The sequence below is a fragment of the Helicobacter muridarum genome (genome assembly GCF_000765805.2).
In the GTDB taxonomy this organism is placed as follows: Bacteria; Campylobacterota; Campylobacteria; order Campylobacterales; family Helicobacteraceae; genus Helicobacter_A; species Helicobacter_A muridarum.
Genome location: NZ_JRPD02000070.1, coordinates 1 through 573 on the forward strand (window position 1 = coordinate 1; position 573 = coordinate 573).

Annotated in this window: 1 pseudogene; it reads left to right on the top strand. The window is 31.2% G+C overall.

Going from position 1 to position 573, the window contains the following annotated elements:
- Positions 1-416: pseudogene (locus LS73_RS09770) on the top strand (TonB-dependent receptor); the annotation flags it as partial.
- Positions 417-573 lie beyond the last annotated feature (157 nt).

Below are 573 nucleotides of genomic sequence, written 5' to 3' on the forward strand. Positions count from 1 at the left end.
TTGGCAATGGTAAGTTGCTTGCTGATACTTATGAGTTAGGAGCTACTTGGGGATATACATTCAATATAAGCTTAAAGTATGAGATGGATAATTTCGATGTGGCTTGGTTTTCTCGCTTTGTAACTGGGTTTAAAGATGGAACTCAAGGATTTAATATTTATCAAAGGGAGTTTGAAGATATAGGCAAGGAGGGATATACAATATCTGATGTGCATTTTAACTATTATCCACTCGGTAAAGATAAGCTTACTTTACGCTTTAGCATACTAAATATTTTTAACCAATTCTATGTTGATCCTACTTCACCTCTAAAAGTAGAAGCAGATAATTCAAAAAGCGAATCAATAAATCAAGTTCGAGCTGCATTGTATGAACCCGGAACTGATTATAGAATCGAAGTAAGATATAGATTCTAAAGTTTGTATATTACACATAATAGAAAAGCTATATATTTCGCTTTTCAAATGTTTAGAATAAATTGTCAATAATATGCTAAATATAGCTACCACACAAACACATTACTCTGGAATACTTATATAGCTCTCATTTAAAAACTTATACATTTTGTTTTGG